This is a genomic window from Bacillus sp. AK124, assembly GCF_053903085.1.
The window spans coordinates 2,552,800-2,570,976 of record NZ_CP096378.1; the positions used below are offsets into that span (position 1 = coordinate 2,552,800).

Sequence of the window (18,177 nt, forward strand, 5' to 3'; positions counted from 1 at the left end):
AGAAAACCCCGGCGAAGGGGTTTTCCGCGCCTACTCTTCTTTCTCGATCAGATCGGAAAACAGGCCGTATACATATGACTCTGCTTCAAACGGCTGCAGGTCATCCATTTTTTCTCCCAGTCCGACAAACTTGACCGGAATCTGGAGCTCGTGGCGGATGGCGAGGACGATGCCGCCTTTTGCCGTTCCGTCGAGCTTCGTCAGCACGATGCCGGAGACATCAGTCGCTTTGGAAAATTCGCGCGCCTGTGTCATCGCGTTCTGTCCTGTCGTCGCATCCAGTACGAGCAGCACTTCATGAGGTGCATCAGGCACTTCGCGCTGAATCACGCGCTTTACCTTTTCGAGTTCTTTCATTAAGTTCACTTTATTTTGGAGACGTCCTGCCGTGTCGCAAAGCAGAACATCGGCGCCGCGCGCTTTCGCGGCTTGAACGGCGTCATAGATAACGGCCGCAGGGTCCGAGCCTTCAGCCTGTTTGACGACATGCGCGCCGACGCGCTCTCCCCACACTTCAAGCTGATCGATCGCGCCGGCTCTGAATGTATCTCCGGCAGCAAGGACGACATTTTTGCCTTCTTTGATGAATTGATGGGCAAGCTTGCCGATCGTCGTCGTTTTGCCGACGCCGTTGACGCCGACGAATAAAATGATGTTTAAGCGGCCGTCTTCGACGCGGAGCTCTGCTGCTTCCTGCTCCCCGCCTTCATAGATTTCGACGAGCTTTTCAGAAATGACGGACTGAACCTCTTTCGGGTCCTGAATATTTCTTCGTTTGACCTCGCTTTTCAGTTCGTCAATCAGCTCCATCACCGTTGAAACGCCGACATCAGCGCTGATCAGAACCTCTTCAAGCTCTTCAAAAAAATCCTCGTCCACTTTCCGGTAGCGGGAGACAAGCTCATTGACCCGCTCCTGAAACGTATTTCTCGTTTTCGCCAGGCCTTCTTTAAATTTGCCTGAAACCGAATCGGTCTGCTGTGTGATTTTTTCTTTCAGTTTTTTAAAAAAGCTCATGTCCTGTAACCTCGCTTTATTGAACTAGTTCTTTTGTTTCTTCAAGCTTGACTGAGACCAGCTTGGAAACGCCTGATTCCTGCATCGTCACGCCGTAAAGAACATCGGCTTCTTCCATCGTTCCTTTCCGGTGGGTGATGACGATAAACTGGGTTTCATGGCTGTATTTTTTCAAGTATTGGGCAAAGCGGAACACGTTCGCTTCGTCAAGCGCCGCCTCGACTTCATCCAGCACGCAGAACGGAACCGGTCTGACTTTGAGGATCGAAAACAGGAGCGCGATCGCCGTCAAGGCCCGTTCCCCGCCGGAAAGCAGGCTCAGGTTCTGCAGCTTTTTGCCCGGAGGCTGAGCGATAATATCGACGCCCGATTGGAGCAGGTCATTCGGATCTGTCAGCTTGAGTTCGGCTCTTCCGCCGCCGAACAGCGCCCGGAAGACGTCTTCGAAATGAGAACTGATCTGTGCAAATGTTTCCGCAAAACGCTTCGTCATTTCCTCATCCATTTCCTCGATAACCTTAAAGAGCGTATTTTTCGCTTCGAGCAGGTCGTCTTTCTGCTCCGAGAGGAAGAGGTAGCGTTCATTGACCCTTTCGAATTCTTCAATGCTGCCGAGGTTCACCGTTCCCAGCTCTTCGATTGCAAGCTTGATCAGCTTGACGCGCTTCCTCGCCTCTTCAGGGGAAAGCTTCAAAGGATATTTTTCCCTCGCCCCTTCAAATGAAAGTCCATACTCTTCCCGCAGGAAAGAGAGCAGGTTGTCGAGTTCGACTTCCATGCGGCCGAGCTTGACTTCTTCGTCTTTTAAGAGGCCTGCCATCTGCTTATACTGGCGCTTCATTTCTTTCAGTTCCAGCTCTTCGGTTTCAAGGCCTTTTTGCAGTTTCATCCGCTGCTCTCTTCTTGATGCGATAAGCTCTGCGGTTTTATTTTTGTCGTTCAGCTTCTTTTTCGCAGCTTCTTCAAGTTTTTCCTCCCCGGAAGTATTGGAGGACATTTCTGTCGTCAAGAAAGAGAGATCCTCTTCGGCAATTTTGAGCGCTTCCGCATTCTCGGCATACTCTTCTTCAAGCCTTGCGAGCTTTTCCCGTTCATTCGCACACGACTGTTCGGTTTTCGCCAGCACCACTTTCAAATCGGTCAGCTCGCTTTGCAGCGCTTCTTTCGTCGAGGTCTGTGTCTGTTTCCGCTCCGTCATCGCTTCGATTTCGGAATCGAGGCGCTTCAGCCCGCCGGCGATCGATGTGAGCTTTTCTTCAAGCTCTTTTTTACGCCGTTTCTTGTCTTCGTCCCCTTCGAGCAGAGCCGATTTTTCCTGGTCGTAGAGCTCCAAATGGCTGTTGACGTTTTTCTCGGCGATTTCGAGTTCGTACAGACGCCCTTTGATTTCCTGCTGTTCGGTTCTTAAGCCTTCCCCGTCCTCGCGGAGTGACTGAAGTTTGGCATCAAGCTCTTGCATCGTCTGCTTCAGGGCTTTCACTTCTTTTTCGAGCAATTCGGTTTTCTCTTCCATCTCGGCGAGACGTTTTGTCTGGGCTTCCAGCTCCCTGTTGCGTCCCAGAAGCGAGCTGCTTTTTTTCTTAACGGCTCCTCCCGTCATTGAACCGCCCGGATTGACGACATCCCCTTCAAGGGTGACGATCCGGTATCTGTGGCCGAGCCGTTTGGCAAGATCGTTGGCGCCTTTTAAATGCTCGGTGATCAGCACGGTGCCAAGCAGGTTTTGCACGACGGTCCGGTAGGCCGGATCAAACGAAACAAGCTCGCTGGCGATGCCGATGAACGACGGATTTTCTTTCGCCGCTTCGATATCTCGCGACTGAATGCGGCGCTCTTTGATGACGGAAAGCGGGAGAAAGGTCGCCCTTCCGAACGAATGCTTTTTCAAATATTGAATCGCCCGTCTGGCGGCGTCTTCATCGTCAGTGACAACATGTTGGGCCGTTGCGCCGAGCGCGATTTCAATCGCTGTTTCATACCGCTCGTCCGTCTTTAACAGCTCGGCAATCGCACCGCGAATGCCCGGAAGCTCGCTCTTGGCCTTTAATACTTCTTTGACGCCTTGATAAAACCCTGAGAAGTCCTCCTGCATCGCTTCAAGCATTTCCTTTTTGGAGCGCGCCTGCTGAACGTATTGATAAGCTTGGTAAAGGGCGGATTCCTTTTTCTCGTACTGGCTTTTTTTCTGTTCATAGCTTTTTTGCGCGTCCCTGAATGCTTGAATCTGGCTGTGAAGGCGCTCGTCGACGAGGCTGAATTCGTGTTCGGTTTTCATCTTTCGGTCGGCGATTTCCTTCCGCTCGCTTAAATATTTTTCATTGTTTTGCGCGAGTCGTTTTTGCTGCGCCGCGGATTGGGACATTTGGTCTTCAAGAAATTGAAGCTCGTTTCGGACGGATGCCTGTTCGTTCAAGAGCTCGAAATAATCGCTTTTCAGCTGTTCGATTTCTTCTTCTACATTTTCGCTGTATCCGGATAGAGCCTGATTCTTTTCTTTCACCTTTCGGGCAAGCTCTTTTGCTTCGGCCTCGAGCTTTTCAAACACAAGCTTCTGCGCGGCGATTTTTTCTTTCAGGCTTCGCTCTTTTTCACTGCGCTGGACGAGCGCTTCTTCAAGCTGAGCTCTGTTTTGCGTCGCGTTTTTTTTGCGTTCCTTCAGCACTTCTTTCCGGCCTTCAAGCTTCTCCAGTTCCTCGCTTGTCAAAAGCAGCACTTGCTGAAGCTCATCGACCGATTCGTCGAGCGCTTGAATTTTGTCTCTTGCCTCTTCGATTTTGGCTTCCTTTGCCTGGATGGCCGCAGACGAAGACATCTCTTCGTCTTTCGCCTTTTCGACTTTCTGCTGAAGGGCTTCCCATTTTCCGTGAAGCTCTTCGATATCATACGCCGTTAACGCGATTTCGATTTTTTCAAGCTCATCCTTTTTTTCAAGGTAGTCTTTGGCGATCGAAGCCTGCACTTTCAGCGGCTCCACCTGCCCCTCGAGCTCGTGGAGGATGTCTTCGACACGGTTCAAATTGTCCTGTGTCTCAAACAGCTTGTTTTCGGCTTTTTTCTTTCTCGTTTTGTATTTTAATACGCCGGCCGCTTCTTCAAAGATGCTTCTCCGCTCTTCAGCCTTGCTGCTTAAAATCTCTTCGACTTTGCCTTGGCTGATGATAGAAAACGCTTCTTTTCCAAGCCCCGAATCCATAAAAAGATCAATGATATCTTTCAGACGGCACGGCTGGTTGTTGATGAGAAATTCGCTTTCCCCAGATCTGTAGACTCTTCTCGTCACACTGACTTCGTGAAAATCGATCGGCAAAAAGCGGTCGTCATTGTCAAGCGTCAGCGTCACTTCGGCAAGATTCAGCTTTTTCCGCGAATCGCTGCCTGCAAAAATGATGTCTTCCATTTTACCGCCTCTGAGCGATTTGGCGGACTGTTCACCGAGCACCCAGCGGATCGCGTCGGTAATGTTGCTTTTTCCGCTGCCGTTCGGACCGACGACAGCTGTCACGCCTTTTACAAAATCTACAGAAATTCGTTCTGCAAACGATTTAAATCCTATCACGTCTAAACGTTTGAGGAACATGGTGATCCTCCTTATGTATTAAAGTATTACAATTCTATCATAACCCCATCGAAAAGGCTTAAAATACATTGAAATCCCCCTGAGTTTTGCAAGGGGGATTTATTGTTTCATATGGTGTTTTTGCAGCCTCGCGAGCGCTTCTTGAGCGGCATGCTGTTCTGCTTCTTTTTTGGAACGGCCGCTTCCCACCCCAAGTACTTCTCCTTTTAGCGATACGTTTGCTTCAAATTCGCGGTTGTGCGCCGGTCCTTTTTCCTGAAGGATTTTATACTCCAGAATACCTCGTCCGTCGCGCTGTACAAATTCCTGCAGCTGGCTTTTAAAATCCATCACATGAGAAAAAGCACCATCGTCGATTTTAGGGAAAACGTACGCTTTCAGAAAGGCCACGACAGCTTCGAGCCCCTGATCCAGATAGAGCGCACCGATAAAAGCTTCAAACACATCGGCTAAAAGCGCCGGACGCTTTCTTCCTCCAGTCATTTCCTCTCCTTTTCCCAATAGAACAAGCTCTCCGAAAGAAAGCTCATGGGCCAGGGAAACCAAAGAAGGCTCACATACGATCGCCGCTCTCAATTTCGTCAAATCACCCTCGCTCATCGCCGGGTATTTGGCGTATAAAAATTGAGAAATCGTCAGTTCCAAAACGGCGTCTCCTAAAAATTCAAGCCTCTCATTATCTTCATATGGCTTCTTTCGATGCTCATTCACATAAGATGAATGTGTAAATGCTTGATATAAAAGCTTCTCGTTTTGAAATTGAACCGAAATCCGTTCCTGAAACTTTTTAAACTGCTCCGCTTTCTTTTGAAACATTTTTTTGTCTCTGAAATGTGAATGTTTTGACATAGCAACCTCCATATGGGCACATCAAGTTCACCTCACCTCCAATGAAAAGGCAGGTTCGTGTATCATTGGGCAGCAAAACATTAAAATTAAAGCCGCATTTATAAAGGGATAAAGCCCCGTCTTTAAACGGGACTTTAAATGAGCTTACTGCTTACTATTTATGTAGTTCACAGCGTCACCGACTGTTGCAATCTTTTCAGCATCTTCGTCAGAAATCTCCATATCAAACTCGTCTTCAAGTTCCATGACAAGCTCAACAACATCAAGGGAATCAGCGCCTAAATCCTCTTTAAAAGAAGCTTCAAGAGTGACGTCGGCTTCATCCACGCCGAGGCGGTCTACGATGATTTTTGTTACACGCTCTAATGCGTCTGCCATAGCTATTCACCTCCCCTCAAGTATTATAGTTGATTCGTTTTTAAAAAACCAGAGATAATTCAATTTTTGATTTCGTTTAAACCATAGCCATTCCGCCGTTGATGTTCAGCGTCTGGCCGGTCATGTAGCTCGCATGGTCAGATGCGAGGAAAACAACGGCGCTGCTGATGTCAGACGGATCGCCGAACCGTGCAAGCGGAATCTGCTTCAGCATTTCGTCTTGAATATCTTTTGTCAGCTTGTCCGTCATTTCCGTCGAAATAAACCCCGGAGCGATTGCATTAACGGTGATATTTCTTGACGCAAGCTCTTTCGCCAGCGTTTTCGTCAAGCCGATCACGCCTGATTTAGCCGCGACATAGTTGGCCTGTCCGGCGTTACCGACGACGCCTACAACCGAGGTGATGTTGATGATCCGGCCGCTTCTTTGTTTCATCATCTGTCTTGTTACGGCTTTTGAACAATTGAACACACCTTTTAAGTTTATGTTAATGACGTCGTCCCATTCATCTTCTTTCATTCTCATGAACAGATTATCTTTTGTAATGCCCGCATTATTGACAAGGATGTCAAGCGTGCCGAAGCGGCCGACCGCTTCCTTCATCATCGCCTGAACCTCATCCACATTTGAAACGTCCGCTTTAAAAGCAAACGCATCGCGGCCGAGCGCTTTGATTTCGTCTACAACTTCGTTCGCTTTCGCTTCATTGCCCGCGTAGTTGACGACGACATTTGCTCCGTTTTTCGCCAGGTCCAGGGCGATCGCGCGGCCGATCCCTCTTGAGGCTCCTGTAACAACGGCTGTTTTATTATCCAGCATTTTCGTTTTCCTCCTTCAACGTTTGAACGGCAAGTTCAATTGTGTTCGGGTCTGACACAGCAATCGTTTTGACTCTGCGGTTCACTTTCTTCACAAGCCCTGACAAAACCTTTCCGGGGCCGATTTCGATGAACGTCGTCACGCCTTCGTCAATCAGGCGGCTGATTGTTTCTTCAAATCGCACAGGAGAATACAGCTGTTCAATCAGTTTATTCTTAATGTCGTCTTTATCTGTTACAAAGTCGGCTGTTACGTTGGAGACGACCGGAATAGCTGCATCGCTGATCTTGCACGCATCAAGAACTTCACGAAGCTTATCAGCTGCCGGCTTCATCAGGTCGGAATGGAACGGCCCGCTGACTTCGAGAGGAATCGCGCGTTTTGCGCCCTTTTCTTTGGCAAGCTCTGAAGCGAGCTCGACGCCTTTAGCTGTTCCTGAGATGACGATCTGCCCGGGGCAGTTCAAATTGGCGAGCTGAACAAGGTTTCCTTCTTCGGAAACTTTGTCCGTCACTTCTTTCAGCGCCTGGCTGTCCATGCCGAGAATGGCCGCCATCGCGCCTTCACCTGCGGGCACGGCTTCATTCATGAATTCGCCGCGCTTTCTGACGGCATAAACCGCGTCTTTAAACGACAAGGCGCCGGCAGCTACCAATGCGCTGTACTCGCCGAGGCTGTGCCCTGCCGCATAGTCGGCTTTAATGCCGTATTCCTTCAGTTTTTGAAGCGCTGCGGTACTCGCTGTTAAAAGGCTTGGCTGCGCGTTGTATGTAAGTGTCAGTTCTTTTGCATCCCCTTCAAACATGAGGGTGCTCAGTTTTGTTTCAAGCGTTTGATCCGCTTCTTCAAAAATCTTCTTTGCATTCGGTTCTTTTTCATACAATTCGTGTCCCATGCCGATATGCTGCGAACCTTGGCCCGGGAATAGAAAAGCAATCTTGCCCATATGTTAAAACCTCCAGACTATTCATCTGCTTTTTGTTGAATTTTTTCTTCGATAAATTCAGCGACATTTTGGCTGACCATCTCTCTGGCCTGGCGGATCGCGTGATAAACGGCCCGTCCGTCAGATGATCCGTGCGCTTTGATGACGGGCGCCTTTAAGCCGAACAATCCGGCTCCGCCGTATTCAGAGTAATCCATCTTCGTTTTCATTTCTTTCAGCTTCGGCTTCAGCGCAGAGGCGGCGAGCTTCGCCGTGAAGCTCGAAGTCAGCGTCGTTCTCAGCATTTTAAAAATGGACAGCGCCGCGCCCTCGACCGTTTTCAAGGCAACGTTACCGGTAAAGCCGTCTGTCACGATGACATCAGCGACTCCGTCCAGCATGTCGCGCGCTTCCACATTGCCGATGAAATTCAAATCGGTTTCCTTTAATTTTTGAAAGGTCTGCTTGGCAAGCTCATTTCCTTTTTTGTCTTCGGTTCCGACGTTTAAAAGTCCGATGCGCGGATTTTTGACGCCCAGCACCTGTTCTCCGTAAACAGATCCCATAATGGCATATTGAACGAGATGTTCGGGCTTGGCGTCCACATTCGCTCCGACATCAAGAAGGAGAAAGCCGTCTCCGGAGACAGTCGGCAATGTCGGCGCCAACGCAGGCCTTTCAATCCCTTCAATCCGGCCGACGATAAAGAGCCCGGCCGTCATAAGCGCTCCGGTGTTTCCGGCGGAAATGCAGGCATCCGCCCTGCCTTCGGCGACTTCTCCGGCCATCAGAACCATCGATGAATTCTTCTTTCTTCTGACGGCTCTGACAGGTTCGTCTGTCGCCTCGATGACTTCTTCCGCGTGCTTGACAGTGATCCGCCCGTGCTCCGTTAAATGGGCGGCAATTTTTTCCCGGTCGCCGATCAGCGTAATCTCGAGGTCTTCAAAATCTTCGACCGCTTTCATCACGCCTTCAATAACCGCTTTGGGAGCATTGTCTCCTCCCATGGCATCTACAGCAATTTTCATGACTTACGCGCCACCTTCTATGATTGTTTTGAACGATACATGACAAATTCGCCTGAAAACACAGGCTCTTCGGCAACATAGCTGTTCACTTCAACAACCGTTCTGCCTTTATCTTTATCAAGCTTTACGACTTTCGCTTTTGCAACGACCCGTTCGCCTTGCTTGACCTGCCTGGTAAAGCGGATGTCCGCTTTGGCCGTCAATGCGAGCTCATCGTCGATGAGGGCAACGGCGAGCGAGTTGGCCTGGGCAAACAAATGGTGTCCCCTGGCGATTTGATTTCGGCTGAAAACGTGCTCCGTTCTGATCTCCAGAATGGAAATCGCGTGCTCATCCAGCTCCAAATCAATGATCTCGCCAATGACCTCGTCGAGCGGGAGAGACTTGACTTCATCTTCAAGAGATTTCTCGGCAACACTTTTGATTCTTTCTCTCAGTTCAGGTATGGAAAGTTCCAAACGGTCCAAGCGAATCGTCTGAATGCTGACGTTAAATTTCTCCGCTAACTCCTCGTCCGTAATAAACGGGGTCGTACGAATCGTCTGCTGCAGCAATTCTTGGCGTTCTCTCTTACTTTTTCTCATGTTTTTAAACACCATCCGCGCAATTATGACTAGGTACTAATAGTAGTATATAATTTCATAGATTGGAATGCAATCTTTCTTTACCCGCCGACAATAAATTTTCACAGGACTTCCAGGTCAGCTCAGCTTTTCTCCTTCCATCACCCCGCTGTTTTGCAAGTGTTCCCGCAGGCTTTCATATTCGGCATCCGTCCAGAACGCCTTTGAAGAGACAAGTTCTGCAGCGTCTCTTCTTGCCGTTTCCAGCGCGCGGTAGTCGTGAACCATGTCAGCGACTTTAAACTCCGGCATCCCGCTCTGTTTTTTGCCGAAGAAGTCCCCGGGTCCTCTGAGTTCAAGGTCCTTTTCAGAAAGCTCAAAGCCGTCGGTCGTCTCAGACATGATGCTCATGCGCTCTTTGCCCGTTTCAGATTTCGGGTCTGCCATCAGGATGCAATACGACTGGTGGTCGCCCCGCCCGACCCGGCCGCGAAGCTGGTGCAGCTGGGAAAGACCGAACCGGTCAGCATCATAGATCAGCATGACCGTCGCATTCGGAACGTTTACGCCGACTTCAACGACGGTTGTGGAAACGAGAATCTGGCATTCGTTTTTGCTGAACTGCCTCATCACCTGTTCTTTCTCGTCATTTGAGAGCTTTCCGTGCATGAGACCGATCTGCCACCTTCCTCTGAAAGCATGGGTCAGCATGCTGTGCACATCGATGGCGTTTTGAACGTCGAGCTTGTCCGATTCTTCGATCAAGGGACAAATCACATATGCCTGTCTGCCTTTTTTCAGTTCTTTTTCGATAAACGCGAGAATTCGTTCGAGCATGTCGTGCTTCACCCAATAAGTCTCGATCCGCTTTCGCCCAGCCGGCATTTCATCGATGACGGACACATCCATTTCCCCGAAAACCGTAATTGCCAGTGTCCTTGGAATCGGCGTAGCCGTCATAAACAAGACATCGGGATCTTTCCCTTTGCTTCTCAGTTTTTTTCTTTGCTCGACACCGAAGCGGTGCTGTTCATCGGTGATCACGAGACCGAGCTGTTTAAAATGGACATCGTCCTGAATAAGGGCGTGCGTCCCCACCAAAATATCAATTTCTCCTTCTTTTAATCTTTCTAAAAGCTCTCTTCTCCTTTTCCCTTTCACAGAGCTTGTTAAAAGCGCAACATTGACATCGTACTGCTCAAAGAGGGATACCAATGAATCGGCGTGCTGTTCCGCCAGTATTTCGGTCGGCACCATCATCGCTCCCTGGAATCCCGAAAGCAGCGAGGCGTATAACGCAATCGCGGCGACGGCCGTTTTGCCTGATCCGACGTCTCCTTGTAAAAGCCGATTCATTTTATACCCTGAAGCCATGTCCCTTAATATGTCGTCGAGTGCTTTCGCCTGCGCGTTTGTCAAAGGAAACGGGAGGCTTTTGACAAACGAATTGACGTCTTCCGTTTTAAAGGTGTGGCTGATTCCGTCGGACGCCTCCCGCTCGAACTTCCGTAAAGCCTGCATTTTCAGCTGAAACAGTAAAAATTCTTCATATACAAAGCGGCGCCGCGCATGTTTTAAAGCTTCCCTCGACTCGGGCTTGTGCATCGCCTTCACCGCCTCCTGGTAAGACAGAAGTTTATAGGCGGTCCTAAGCTTTTCCGGAAGGGGGTCTTCGGCAGACGGCAAATGGCTGCGGACGGCTTCCTGAATCAATTTCCTCATTGTCTTTACGGTGATATTTTCTTTGACGGAGTAAACGGGCTCAATCGACTGGTCACCTTGGTGCGGCCCGTTTTTCAGCTCCTGTACCATCACGGATTGTCTGTGCTTGTCCCATTTTCCGGTTACGGTAACGATCGAACCGATCGCAAGCTTTTTTTTCAAATAAGGCCTGTTAAAACAAACTGCTGTGATCAAATAGTTTCCGACCAATAGCCGGAACGTGAGGCGGCTCCGCTTTTTCCCGTAATAGGCAAGAGAAGGCTCGCTGTGAACCTTCCCTTCTACCGTCACTCGTTCGTCGTGTGCCACTTCTTCCAAATCGCGCAATTCATAATCGTCATATCGGTACGGGAAGTAGTTTAAAAGATCAAGAACCGTATAGATTCCGAGCTCATTTAACGTTTTTTCCGTTTCCGTCCCGACGCCTTTTATAACAGATATACTAAGTTGCAGATTGTGTTCCACGTGCAGCTGACGCTCCTCCGAATATTTTTTTCTCCAATTCTTTGCCCGTCGGTGTTGCAGCAAGACCGCCCCGGCCTGTTTCCCTCAGTGCCGTCGGCATCGTCTGCCCGATTTTATACATCGCATCGATCACTTCATCGCATGGAATGCGGCTTGTAATGCCGGCAAGCGCCATATCAGCCGCGACCATCGCGTTGGCTGCGCCCATTGCGTTCCGCTTCACACACGGCACCTCAACAAGCCCTGCGACAGGATCGCAGACTAGACCGAGTACGTTTTTTAAAGCGATGGCCATCGCTTCGGCGCACTGTTCAGGGGTTCCGCCCGCCATTTCGACGATGGCGGCAGCCGCCATGCCCGAGGCCGAGCCGACTTCAGCCTGACAGCCTCCCGCGGCTCCCGAAATGCTCGCATTGTTGGCAACGACGAATCCGAACGCTCCCGATGTAAATAAAAAGCGGACCATCTGCTCTTTCGTCGGCTGAAGTTTCTCTTTTACCGCAAAAAGCGTCCCCGGGACAACGCCGGCCGAACCGGCCGTCGGCGTTGCGCAAATCGTTCCCATCGCAGCGTTGACTTCATTTGTCGCAACCGCTTTGCTGACAGCGTCAAGGATGACATCCCCTGACAGCCCTTTGCCCGATTTGAGGTAAGCTTGAAGCTTAACGGCGTCTCCCCCCGTCAATCCGGAGTGCGACACGACGCCTTCAACACCTTTTTGCACAGCATCTTCCATCACGGTCAAGTTGGCTTCCATCTGCTCGAATATTTCTTCCCGCGTCCGGCCTGACACCTCGATCTCCTGCGCGATCATGATTTCAGAGATGGACACGTTCTTTTCTTTTGTCAGCTGAATTAATTCTTTTACATTTCGAAACATATCGTCTCACCCTCCTTTTAGTCAGCGATCTGGGTCACCTCAATGATGTTCGGCAGCGCTCTCAATTCTTCAAAAACAGCCGGATCGATCGTTTGATCGACCTCAATCGTCATGAGCGCTTCCTGGCCGACGTCTTTGCGGGCCACTTCCATATGGCCGATGTTGATTGCGAACTTTGCAAGCACATTGGCTACGCCTGCAATCGTTCCATAGCGGTCGTTATGGACGACTAAAATAGCAGGGTGATTTCCCGACAATCTGAGCTCAAAGCCGTTCAGCTCAATGATTTCGATTTTCCCCCCGCCGATTGAGATGCCTGCGAGTTCAAGGGAGCCTTCATCATCAGAGATGAGGATGCGGGCTGTATTGGGATGCGTTGGAACCGCTTCTTCTTCCCGGAACTCGATGGCGATTCCCTTTTCTTCAGCTAGGCGGATCGAATCTTTGATTCTTTCATCAAATGTATCAAAATCCAAAAGGCCGCCGATGATCGCAACATCTGTTCCATGTCCTTTATACGTCTCGGCAAAAGAACCGTACAATGACACAACGATTTGTTTCGGCTCCCTCCCAAACACGCTTCTGGCGACTCTGCCGATTCTGGCCGCGCCGGCCGTATGAGAACTTGACGGACCGATCATGACGGGCCCGATAATATCAAACACACTTCTGTACTTCATCCTTATCCCCCTTTTACACACAGATTCCCCCGCTGTACGGAGGAAAAAAAGCCGTTTTTTTTAGACTAATCGATCATTCCCCAATTGGCAAGCAGACAACGTCCGAGCGGGCTGATGCTTTAAAAAAAGCCAAAAGAAGAGAAGGGCTTTTATCATCATGCCCTTCTGCCTTTGATCGATTATTCAACAGCCAGAATGTAGGAATACAGCGGCTGTTTTCCGTCGTGCACTTCCACTTCAACGTCTTCGTACGTCTCGCTGATAAAGGCTGCGAGTTCTTCGGCCTCTTCTCCCGGCGCGTCTTCCCCTTTGATCACAGTGACGATTTCACTGTCTTCATCGATCATGCCTGCGAGCAGCTTTTTCGCTGCTGCTAACTGGTCAGATGCCGTCTCAACGATTTTACCGTTTAAGATGCCCATAAAATCGCCTTTTTTAATATCGATGCCGTCAATGTTAGTGTCTCTGACCGCATAGGTGATTTGTCCGCTTTTCACCTCGCCGATCGCACCGAGCATAGCGGCTTCATTCTCGTCCGCTCCAAGGGCCGGGTTGAATGCGAGGAGCGCGGCCATTCCTTGAGGAACGGTCTTCGTCGGGATGACAATCACATGTTGTCCGGCAACATCCGCGGCCTGGTTCGCCGCCATGACAATGTTTGAATTATTCGGCAGAATCACGACCGTGTCCGCGTTGGCGTCTTTTATCGCCTGAACGATGTCTTCCGTGCTCGGATTCATCGTCTGACCGCCTTCGATGACCTTTGTGGCGCCGATGCTTTCGAAAAGTTCGGCGATTCCTTCTCCCATGGCCACTGTAACGACGCCGTACGGCTGCTTTTCAGCCGGCGCTTTTTCTGCCGGGGCAGCTGCCTCCTGTTTGTTCTGATTGAGAATCGCGCTGTGCTGCTCTCTCATGTTTTCGATTTTCATGTTGATTAAGCTGCCGTATTTTTGCGCATAAGTCATGACTTCCCCCGGATATTCGGCGTGGATGTGCACCTTGGCGATATTTTCGTCTGAGACGACGAGCAGTGAATCACCGAAGCCGCTTAAATCCTGGCGGAACGCATCTTCATTAAAGTTTCTTTTACCGCTGTCGAGCTTTACCATAAATTCCGTGCAATAGCCGAATTCGATGTCTTCTGTATTCATGTGGCTTTGAGCGTTTTTATGGTGCTCCGCGCTGACAAGATCATCCAATGACGGAAGAGCGGCCGCTTTTTCAGAAAGCTTTTCTCCCTTTAAAGAAGCGAGAAACCCTTCATACACGTAAAGCAGCCCTTTTCCGCCGCTGTCGACGACACCGACTTCCTTTAAAACCGGAAGCAGCTCAGGCGTCCGCTCCAATGAAGCCTCCGCTTCATTCACGACGGCTTCCATCACCTTGATGATATCGGTTTCAGTTTGAGCGGTGAGCACTGCTTTTTTTGCCGCATCTTTGGCAACCGTCAAGATCGTGCCTTCGACAGGCTTCATGACGGCCTTGTAGGCAGTGTCCACTCCGGCCTGGAACGCGGCGGCAAATTCTTTCGCGTTAATTTCCGATTTCTGTTCAATCGATTTGCCAAAGCCTCTGAACAGCTGGGACAAAATGACGCCCGAGTTTCCCCGCGCTCCCATCAGAAGCCCTCTTGACAGGCTTTGTGCCACTTTGCCGATATTGGCGGCATCGATCTGCTCCACTTCTTTTGCACCGGATGTCATCGACAGATTCATGTTCGTTCCTGTATCTCCGTCCGGAACCGGAAATACATTTAACGCATCAACTACATTTGCGTTTTGAGACAGATGGCGTGCGCCGTACAGAACCATTTCTGCAAAAGCTTTTCCATCCAGATTTCGTATAGACACTCTTGTTTTCCTCCTAACTACGGGTTCGTCACTCGTACTCCTTGAACGTAAATATTTACGGAATCCACTGCAAGACCCACTGTATGGTCGAGCGTATATTTGACTTTTGTTTGAACATTATGTGCCACTTCTGAAATTTTTGTTCCGTAGCTGACAATGATGTACATGTCAATATGAATACGATCTTCTTCTTGGCGGACGATGACGCCTCTTGCAAAGTTTTCTTTTCTGAGGATTTCAGTCAGTCCGTCTTTAATTTGGTTCTTGGATGCCATACCTACGATCCCGTAGCAGTCGATCGCTGCGCCTCCCGCAACCATGGCGACCACTTCGTTTGATATATCAATCTGTCCGTATTTTGTTCGGAATTCAATGGACACGTTGGTTCCTCCTTTTCGAGTCTCGCTTCTGACCTCTGGTTAACATCATTCTACTATAAGGACCTTCTTTTTAAAAGAACAGGCAGGCTTCTCTCCAAACCTAACCCTACTTATACTACAGCGCGTTCATTTTTTCAAGATGTCAAGGGATTTTTCTTGAAAGCAGAGCAATCAATAGTTGCAAACGGTTTTCAGCTGTGGTAAATTATTAAAGTATCTGAAGCATCACAGGTGATCAACTGATAATGAATGATGATGTTTTTTTTGATAGTTAGGAGGGAAACAAATGGCACGTAAATGCGTTATTACAGGCAGAAAATCACGTTCTGGCAACTCTCGTTCTCACGCGATGAACGCTTCTAAACGCACATGGGGCGCTAACGTTCAAAAAGTGCGCATCCTTGTGAACGGCAAGCCTAAAAAAGTATATGTATCTGCTCGAGCTTTGAAATCTGGAAAAGTTGAGCGTGTATAAGAAAAAATAAACGCCTGCCAAGAGCGACTGTACGCTTTAGGCAGGCGTTTTTTCGTTCTTTTGCTTGCCATCCGGGGAGAGCCCTTTGACCCGCTCCGCAAAAAAAGCGCACCCGGCGCTTCTTAGTCTTTGCGAAACGAGCCAAGCATCGCCCGGACGATTCCCCCTAAAAACTTCGGTAATTTAATGGTGTAAAATTTCATTCCCTTCCCTCCTCAAAGAGTCCGCAACCGCATCCACCTTCAACATCGGATCCCAAACACAAAGCGAGCGGAAGCGCCAGGATATTTAATCAGTGCTTCTTATCATTATTAATATGCCTTCAGAAAACGAAAAAGCACCTTGTGAATGGATGAGTTCGTTACTAATACATAGTGTCGAACCTAGAGCAATATGACACTTATTTAAAGAATACTTAAATCCTTCGAGGGAAAGGTTTTTTACCGTCTCCGTAAACGGCAGGAATGAAATGTACGGTTTTGTTTGATCACGCATGACGGTGTAAGAGCCTTGGGGGTGCATGCTGATCGTATTTTGGCGGTCGATCATGACGGTCTTGACATTTTGCTTCATCGCGGTGTAAAGGAGATGCAGATTCCCGAGAAAATGGTCTGCTCTGCCTCCCGAAATGCCGAACATTCTAATGCATGAAGGCCGCTGTCCGACCGCCCAGCTCAACGCAAGGTCCAAATCCGTCTGATCTTTTTCCGCCTGATAAATATGGAGGCGGGGAGCCGCCTTTTCAATAGCCTTTTTTTGCTCGTCTGTGATGCTGTCAAAATCCCCGAACGCTTCATCAGGCACGATCCCCGCTGCCAAAAGGGTTACAGCGCCTCTGTCAACCCCGACCCAAAGCGCATCGCCGTCCTGATACTGCAGCAAGTCGGGAATGAGATGATCGGGACCTCCCGCTACAATATTGATCGTTTTCATCGCATTGTCCTTTCTGTAAACGCCGTAAAAAAAGAGCTCAGCTTGAGAAAGCCGGCTCTTTTTCATCGGGAAACCTTACCCAAGCGCACCTTTTATATCGGAAATGGCTTTTTTGCGGTCTTTTTCGTTATAAACGGCAGAGCCCGCAACAAGCAGATTTGCCCCTGCTTCGATACACTGTCTTGCCGTCATTTTGTTGACGCCGCCGTCCACTTCAATCAGCAGGTCGGCGAGCCCTTTTTGCTCGGCCATCTCCTTGACCTGCCTGATTTTCGGCAGGACTGAGGAAATAAACGACTGTCCGCCGAAGCCCGGATTCACTGTCATCAATAGTACGAGATCAAGGTCTTCAAGCACATGCTCGATCTGCCGCACAGGGGTATGCGGATTCAAGACAACACCCGCTTTGACTCCTTGCTCTTTGATGAGCTGGATCGTCCTGTGAAGGTGCGGGCACGCTTCAACATGGACGGACAAAATATCGGCGCCCGCTTTTGCAAAAGCAGGTATATAGCGGTCAGGCGCTTCAATCATTAAATGAACGTCGAGCGGAAGTTCTGTGATCGGGCGGACGGCTTCCACTACAAGCGGCCCGATGGTCAGGTTGGGAACGAAATGGCCGTCCATCACATCGATGTGGATGAAATCGGCGCCGCCTTGTTCAACATCCCGAATCTCTTCCCCTAGACGGGCAAAATCGGCTGAAAGAATCGAAGGAGCAACATATACCATATCTTAATACCTCGGCTTTCTGTCTTTGATCTCTGTTAAAAATTCAACATAATGGTCGTAGCGATACTGGGCGATTTCACCGTTTTCCACGGCGCGTTTGACGGCGCAGTTCGGCTCTTTCATATGCAGGCACCCGCGGAACTTGCATTCGGCGCTTTTTTCGCTGATTTCCAAAAACGCAGACCCTAAATCTTCAGCTTCAATACCGGCAAACTCAAGCGAGCTGAAGCCCGGGGTGTCCGCGACGAGCCCGCCGTTTATATCGATCAGCTCCACATGGCGGGTCGTATGCTTTCCCCTTCCCAAGTGAGCGGAAATCCCGGCGGTTTTCAGTTCAAGCTCGGGGCTGATCGCATTTAAAAGCGAAGATTTGCCCACGCCGGACTGGCCGGCGAATACGGTGATTTTGTCTTGAAAATGGGAGACGATGTCTTCGATGCCGCTTCCGTTTTTCATCGATGTCGTATAGACGCAGTACCCGATGTTCCGGTAGTCTTCGGCATAATGGTGAATCCGCTCTTTGAGCGCGTCATCATCCACGAGGTCCATTTTCGTAATGCATATGATCGGCCTGATGCCACCCGCCTCAACCAACACTAAAAAACGATCCAATAGCGACGTGCTGAATGTCGGCTCTTTTGCCGAAAACACGAGAACCGCCTGATCCACGTTGCTGATCGGAGGTCTGACCAATTCATTGAATCTGTCTTTAATCTCGAGAATGTAGCCTTCTTTATCGTTATCGGCCTGGTAGACGACATCGTCGCCGACGAGAGGGGTGATTTTATTTTTTCTGAAAACCCCTCTTCCCCTGCACTGAATGATCTGATCACCATCCAAAACATAGTAAAATCCGCTTAATGCTTTAATGATTTTGCCCTCAGGCATATCGCACCT

The 18,177-nt window shown here is 49.5% G+C and carries 18 protein-coding genes; 1 reads left to right on the plus strand and 17 read right to left on the minus strand.

The features are described 5' to 3' along the window. Nucleotides 1-30: 30 nt before the first annotated feature. The 13 genes from ftsY to M1E06_RS12830 all read right to left on the minus strand — a co-directional run bounded on the left by ftsY (nt 31) and on the right by M1E06_RS12830 (nt 15,140). Nucleotides 31-1,017, minus strand: a complete 987-nt coding sequence (gene ftsY / locus M1E06_RS12770) for a signal recognition particle-docking protein FtsY (RefSeq protein WP_020451366.1) — start codon at nt 1,015-1,017, stop codon at nt 31-33. A 16-nt stretch (nt 1,018-1,033) separates the two neighbouring features. Continuing rightward, complete coding sequence (gene smc / locus M1E06_RS12775; RefSeq protein WP_048349994.1) at nt 1,034-4,594, minus strand: chromosome segregation protein SMC; 3,561 nt, start codon at nt 4,592-4,594, stop codon at nt 1,034-1,036. A gap of 99 nt (nt 4,595-4,693) precedes the next feature. Then, entirely contained in the window at nt 4,694-5,443 is a 750-nt protein-coding gene (rnc, locus tag M1E06_RS12780) for a ribonuclease III (RefSeq protein ID WP_023857216.1), read from the minus strand. A gap of 144 nt (nt 5,444-5,587) precedes the next feature. Then, nucleotides 5,588-5,821: an acyl carrier protein gene (gene acpP, locus M1E06_RS12785; RefSeq protein ID WP_003181706.1), complete on the minus strand. Its 234-nt coding sequence runs from the start codon at nt 5,819-5,821 to the stop codon at nt 5,588-5,590. Nucleotides 5,822-5,897: 76 nt separating this feature from the next. Then, the gene (gene fabG / locus M1E06_RS12790) at nt 5,898-6,641 is read right to left on the minus strand and encodes a 3-oxoacyl-[acyl-carrier-protein] reductase (RefSeq protein ID WP_020451363.1); all 744 of its coding nucleotides are present in this window, start codon (nt 6,639-6,641) and stop codon (nt 5,898-5,900) included. Beyond that, nucleotides 6,631-7,587 carry an ACP S-malonyltransferase gene (gene fabD / locus M1E06_RS12795; protein ID WP_020451362.1) on the minus strand — a complete coding sequence of 319 codons (957 nt, stop codon included), beginning with the start codon at nt 7,585-7,587 and terminating at the stop codon, nt 6,631-6,633. The genes fabG and fabD overlap by 11 nt, the downstream gene beginning before the upstream one ends. Before the next feature lie 17 nt (nt 7,588-7,604). Further along, entirely contained in the window at nt 7,605-8,597 is a 993-nt protein-coding gene (gene plsX, locus M1E06_RS12800) for a phosphate acyltransferase PlsX (RefSeq protein ID WP_020451361.1), read from the minus strand. 17 nt (nt 8,598-8,614) lie between these two features. Continuing rightward, the gene (gene fapR, locus M1E06_RS12805; protein ID WP_020451360.1) at nt 8,615-9,181 is read right to left on the minus strand and encodes a transcription factor FapR; all 567 of its coding nucleotides are present in this window, start codon (nt 9,179-9,181) and stop codon (nt 8,615-8,617) included. Nucleotides 9,182-9,298: 117 nt separating this feature from the next. Continuing rightward, nucleotides 9,299-11,347 (minus strand): ATP-dependent DNA helicase RecG, encoded by a 2,049-nt coding sequence (recG, locus tag M1E06_RS12810; RefSeq protein ID WP_020451359.1) that lies wholly within the window; start codon nt 11,345-11,347, stop codon nt 9,299-9,301. After that, nucleotides 11,325-12,227, minus strand: a complete 903-nt coding sequence (sdaAA, locus tag M1E06_RS12815; protein WP_020451358.1) for an L-serine ammonia-lyase, iron-sulfur-dependent, subunit alpha — start codon at nt 12,225-12,227, stop codon at nt 11,325-11,327. Before sdaAA ends, recG begins: the two co-directional genes overlap by 23 nt. A 17-nt stretch (nt 12,228-12,244) precedes the next feature. Beyond that, entirely contained in the window at nt 12,245-12,907 is a 663-nt protein-coding gene (sdaAB, locus tag M1E06_RS12820; RefSeq protein ID WP_020451357.1) for an L-serine ammonia-lyase, iron-sulfur-dependent subunit beta, read from the minus strand. Between the two features lie 179 nt (nt 12,908-13,086). Next, entirely contained in the window at nt 13,087-14,760 is a 1,674-nt protein-coding gene (locus M1E06_RS12825; protein ID WP_020451356.1) for a DAK2 domain-containing protein, read from the minus strand. 17 nt (nt 14,761-14,777) lie between these two features. Further along, on the minus strand, nt 14,778-15,140 hold the full coding sequence (locus M1E06_RS12830; RefSeq protein ID WP_003181687.1) for an Asp23/Gls24 family envelope stress response protein: 363 nt from the start codon (nt 15,138-15,140) through the stop codon (nt 14,778-14,780). 286 nt (nt 15,141-15,426) lie between these two features. On the opposite strand from M1E06_RS12830, the gene rpmB reads away from it, so the two are divergent. Continuing rightward, a complete protein-coding gene (gene rpmB, locus M1E06_RS12835; RefSeq protein WP_003181685.1) occupies nt 15,427-15,615 on the plus strand; it encodes a 50S ribosomal protein L28 in 189 nt (62 codons plus the stop codon). A 122-nt stretch (nt 15,616-15,737) separates the two neighbouring features. On the opposite strand, the gene spoVM is transcribed toward rpmB, so the two are convergent. From spoVM to rsgA, 4 genes are all read right to left on the minus strand, one after another. Beyond that, the gene (spoVM, locus tag M1E06_RS12840; RefSeq protein ID WP_003221545.1) at nt 15,738-15,818 is read right to left on the minus strand and encodes a stage V sporulation protein SpoVM; all 81 of its coding nucleotides are present in this window, start codon (nt 15,816-15,818) and stop codon (nt 15,738-15,740) included. Nucleotides 15,819-15,903: 85 nt separating this feature from the next. Beyond that, nucleotides 15,904-16,548, minus strand: coding sequence for a thiamine diphosphokinase (locus tag M1E06_RS12845; protein WP_025811376.1), 645 nt, complete (start codon nt 16,546-16,548; stop codon nt 15,904-15,906). Nucleotides 16,549-16,623: 75 nt separating this feature from the next. After that, nucleotides 16,624-17,280, minus strand: coding sequence for a ribulose-phosphate 3-epimerase (gene rpe / locus M1E06_RS12850; protein ID WP_020451354.1), 657 nt, complete (start codon nt 17,278-17,280; stop codon nt 16,624-16,626). A 3-nt stretch (nt 17,281-17,283) separates the two neighbouring features. After that, complete coding sequence (gene rsgA / locus M1E06_RS12855; RefSeq protein ID WP_020451353.1) at nt 17,284-18,168, minus strand: ribosome small subunit-dependent GTPase A; 885 nt, start codon at nt 18,166-18,168, stop codon at nt 17,284-17,286. Nucleotides 18,169-18,177 lie beyond the last annotated feature (9 nt).